Consider the following 3,716-nt stretch of genomic DNA (forward strand, 5'->3'; position numbering starts at 1 on the left):
AGAACAAGGAATCAACACAATCCTTATGAGTACAGAAATAGAGGAAATAGATATTGAAACAGGGAAGATTTCAGAAGGCTTAATTGAATTAAATTTAAAGACGGAAAAAGCATTTTCATATTTACAAGAGCTTTATAAGGACTGGGAGATCTTAATTGAAAGAAATCTTCCACAGGCCATTAATGAAGTGAAATATGGTAAAGAAATTGAATTCAGAAGTAATTGGATTACGTTTGTGGCTCGAAGAAGGGGTGGCATCAGCTAACACCATGTTCACGCTTCGGGCCATTCGGCCCTCGGTCCGGCAGAAGTCAGATGTGGATTCGGGGATGCAATTGGCAGCAACAGGGAAGTTGAATCAGCCGGACACACCCGCACCGACTAAGCGCATCGCGCCCGGCGACTTCGTCGCCTTAAGTCGGTGGGACGTCGTGAACACATGAACGTTAGGCGAAATCCGGAGAAAGATCTAAAGCAAGAAGTTGTATTTGCGTTTAGCGTGAAGAACCCTGCGAATTTCCACGAAATCATTTTGAACGACATAGAATGCAAGATAACTTTGAATGACCAACATTCTATAGTTGAGAAGTTGAAGTCTTGAATCCTTGGGAACTGAACCACTAAAAGGAAAGTAGGCAAGAATAGAAATGGATTCATCGAATTGATTCAGAAGATTTAGGGCAGCGGGAGGATTATCCAATGAAACATATTCAATAATTTCTGTGATGTCTTGTTCCGCTGATGGAAGGTATTTAATCGGAAGCTTTTTCTCCATTTAAGCGGCTCCTTAATTTGCTCATGAGATCAGAATGATCGATTCGTTGAATGGATGGATCAGTACTTTCCTTTTCGGCAACTGCCAATTTTTGATACAATTCAATGACAGCTTGTTGTTTTTCATAAAGGGCATGACTCATAACAACCAAATCTTCATGACCATTTTTTGTAATGAATACTGGCTCACCTTCAGAATGGCAAACCTCAGAAATGTAATTAAAGTTATTGCGAAGATCGGAAATCGGTTTAATAATTGGCAAAACCATCACCTCTTTAAGGAATCATTCAACAACTTTAATTTTATCATAATAATGATATTCTAAACATGGGATTAAAGAATTTTGTAGGTAACTCGATGGACTTCGCCTAACACCATGTTCACGCTTCGGGGCATTCACCCCTCGGTCCGGCAGGAGTTAGATGAAGGTTCGAAGAAGTAATTGGCAGTAGCAGGGAAGAGGATTCAGCCGGACACATCCGCACCGACTAAGCGCGTCGCGCCCGGCGACTTCGTCGCCTTAAGTCGGTGGGACGTCGTGAACACATGAACGTTATCGGAAATCAATGCAAAGAGAATAAAAAACGAAGAGGGCGAGAGCGTAGATGATATTCGATTTACACGGTGAAGAAACGATGTCACCTATTGTGGGAATGTTATTTTCTGCTGTAAAGGAAAACAATCAACGTCTACACGTAATAACAAATGGCATGTCACAGGATGAAGTAGATTACAAAGGGCCTGATAATATTTATAATAGTGCAGCCCAATTAATAAGGCATATCACTTATGTTGATTTAAATTGGGTGTATAGATTAAAAGGACAGCTTCTACCTCAACATTTAAAAGAAGAATATGGTCCAATGATTGGTGAAAATAATATGCTTCCAATGATCAAAGGAATGTCCTTGGAAATGCTTATGTTAAGATATCGGAATGTACTAGAAATGTTAGAGTATATATGTTCTCAAATAACAGACGCAGACCTTGTTAAAGTTGTCAGATTTGGACATGAAAATGAAAAGCAAGCAACCATTCGTTGGGGGTTATGGCATATGGCTGATCATAGCCGTTACCATCAAGCTCATATCAATCAACTTAGAAAGTGGTATAAAGAAAATTCACTAATAATCTGAAAGACTTACCAAGCGATTCAAAGAAGTCACGAACTTCCGATAACGCTTCGGGGCATTCGCCCCTCGGTCCGGCAGGAGTTTGATGCTGATGCGGAGAAGTAATTGGCAGTTGCAAGGAAGCGGAATCAGCCGGACACATCCGCACCGACTAAGCGCATCGTGCCCGGCGACTTTGTCGCCTTAAGTCGGTGGGACGTCGTGAACACATTTACGTTATAGGAAATATCCGCAAAGAATTAAAGAAAGGGTGTTTTCTATGGAGATTCAAGAAGTTAATCACAATTTGAAAAAAACAAGAGATGAATTACAAGGAATTCTTAAAGGATTGAATCGAAATCAATTATACACAAAGAAAGACTTAGACAGTTGGAGTATTGGTCAGATATGCCAACATCTAATAAAGACAGAAGAATTATTTGTCGTAGCAATTAGAAAAGGATTAAAAAGCAAAGAAGATTCGTTAATAGAGAAAAAACCATTAGAATTTCTCCTTGATAGAAGTAAAAAGATTGTAGCGCCATATATAGCTAAACCAACTGATGAAATCTTAGAATATAATGAGATTATTGAAAAACTAAATAATTCAAGAGAGAAGTTAAATGAAATATTAAACACAATAGAAGACCCATCAGTACTGAGTAGAAGACATTTTATACACCCAGTCTTTAAAGAGATGTTGTTAATTGATTGGGTGAAAACACTGTACTTACATGAGCAAAGACATATTAAACAAATTAGTGAAATAAAAGAAGGATTAAAGTAACGTGTTGCATAAACGAAGAAGGCGGATACATCCTATAACACCATGTTCACGCTTCGGGCCATTCGGCCCTCGGTCCGGCAGGAGTTAGATGAGGATTCAAAGAAGTAATTGTCAGTAGCAGGGAAGCGGAATCAGCCGGACACATCCGCTCCGACTAAGCGCATCGCGCCCGGCGACTTCGTCGCCTTAAGTCGGTGGGACGTCGTGAACACATGAACGTTAGATGAAATATCCGTAAATATAATAGATCATTCAAAGGAGCGACTAAACATGGAAACAACAATAATTCAAAAAGAATCATTCATGGCGGTAGGTGTATCACTGGAGACATTACTTAAAGATGAACGGGAGAATAGATTCATACCAAAGATGCATGCAGAGTTTGAAGAAAGGATCCATGAGATTGAAAACAGAATAAATGATAATGCAATCGGTATTTTTATAGACCCACCAAACTATGATTATAAAATTGATATGTTTAAGTGGATTGCAGGTGTTGAGGTTAGTCAGATCGAGAATATTCCCGATGGTATGGAATCTATCACAATTCCTCAGAATACATATGCTTGTACTATATACACGGGGGCTAGGGATCAAGCATATCAGGCATACGATTATTTGTATAAATGGGTCCAAGAATCAGAGTATGAACTAGCCGATTCATACGGGATAGAACAATACAAGAAAGTTAATATTGAATCTTCCGAGGAAGTTATGGTCCTGATGTTTCCAATAAGAAAAAATAGATAGGTTTGAAAGTAGTTCAAAGAGGACGGATACATCATCTAACAATGCATTCACGCTGCGGGGCTTACGCCCCTTGGTTGATGTATAATCATGGAAGCAGCTCAGACAACACATGGCCCGGCCTAAGATAAGAGCTATCTAAGGCCGGGTCACGTCGTGAATGCGGGAACGTTAGGCGAAACCGGCTGAAGCGAGGGGGAAAACCATGATATCTCATAGAAATCTAATGAAAGAAGATTTAGAAATCATCTCTTCGTTTCCGTTGAATGTAGAAGAATTATTTTTTATTAGTCCT

At 39.5% G+C, this 3,716-nt stretch carries 5 protein-coding genes and 1 pseudogene; 4 read left to right on the forward strand and 2 right to left on the reverse strand.

Annotated features, from left to right (window positions below; translation table 11 throughout):
- Positions 1 to 265: pseudogene (locus ACFPOF_RS16435) on the forward strand (class I SAM-dependent methyltransferase); the annotation flags it as partial.
- 204 nt (positions 266 to 469) lie between these two features.
- On the opposite strand, the gene ACFPOF_RS16440 reads toward ACFPOF_RS16435, so the two are convergent.
- The gene (locus ACFPOF_RS16440; protein ID WP_378134548.1) at positions 470 to 775 is read right to left on the reverse strand and encodes a type II toxin-antitoxin system RelE/ParE family toxin; all 306 of its coding nucleotides are present in this window, start codon (positions 773 to 775) and stop codon (positions 470 to 472) included.
- Positions 753 to 1,037 carry a type II toxin-antitoxin system Phd/YefM family antitoxin gene (locus ACFPOF_RS16445; protein ID WP_378134550.1) on the reverse strand — a complete coding sequence of 95 codons (285 nt, stop codon included), beginning with the start codon at positions 1,035 to 1,037 and terminating at the stop codon, positions 753 to 755. Before ACFPOF_RS16445 ends, ACFPOF_RS16440 begins: the two co-directional genes overlap by 23 nt.
- Before the next feature lie 343 nt (positions 1,038 to 1,380).
- On the opposite strand from ACFPOF_RS16445, the gene ACFPOF_RS16450 reads away from it, so the two are divergent.
- The 3 genes from ACFPOF_RS16450 (at position 1,381) to ACFPOF_RS16460 (ending at position 3,424) form a co-directional block, all read left to right on the forward strand.
- Positions 1,381 to 1,911: a DinB family protein gene (locus ACFPOF_RS16450; protein ID WP_378134552.1), complete on the forward strand. Its 531-nt coding sequence runs from the start codon at positions 1,381 to 1,383 to the stop codon at positions 1,909 to 1,911.
- Positions 1,912 to 2,167: 256 nt separating this feature from the next.
- Complete coding sequence (locus tag ACFPOF_RS16455) at positions 2,168 to 2,674, forward strand: DinB family protein (RefSeq protein WP_378134554.1); 507 nt, start codon at positions 2,168 to 2,170, stop codon at positions 2,672 to 2,674.
- Positions 2,675 to 2,944: 270 nt separating this feature from the next.
- The gene (locus ACFPOF_RS16460) at positions 2,945 to 3,424 is read left to right on the forward strand and encodes a GyrI-like domain-containing protein (RefSeq protein ID WP_378134556.1); all 480 of its coding nucleotides are present in this window, start codon (positions 2,945 to 2,947) and stop codon (positions 3,422 to 3,424) included.
- Positions 3,425 to 3,716: the final 292 nt, after the last annotated feature.

This window comes from Cohnella soli (genome assembly GCF_042655525.1).
In the GTDB taxonomy this organism is placed as follows: Bacteria; Bacillota; Bacilli; order Paenibacillales; family Paenibacillaceae; genus Cohnella; species Cohnella soli.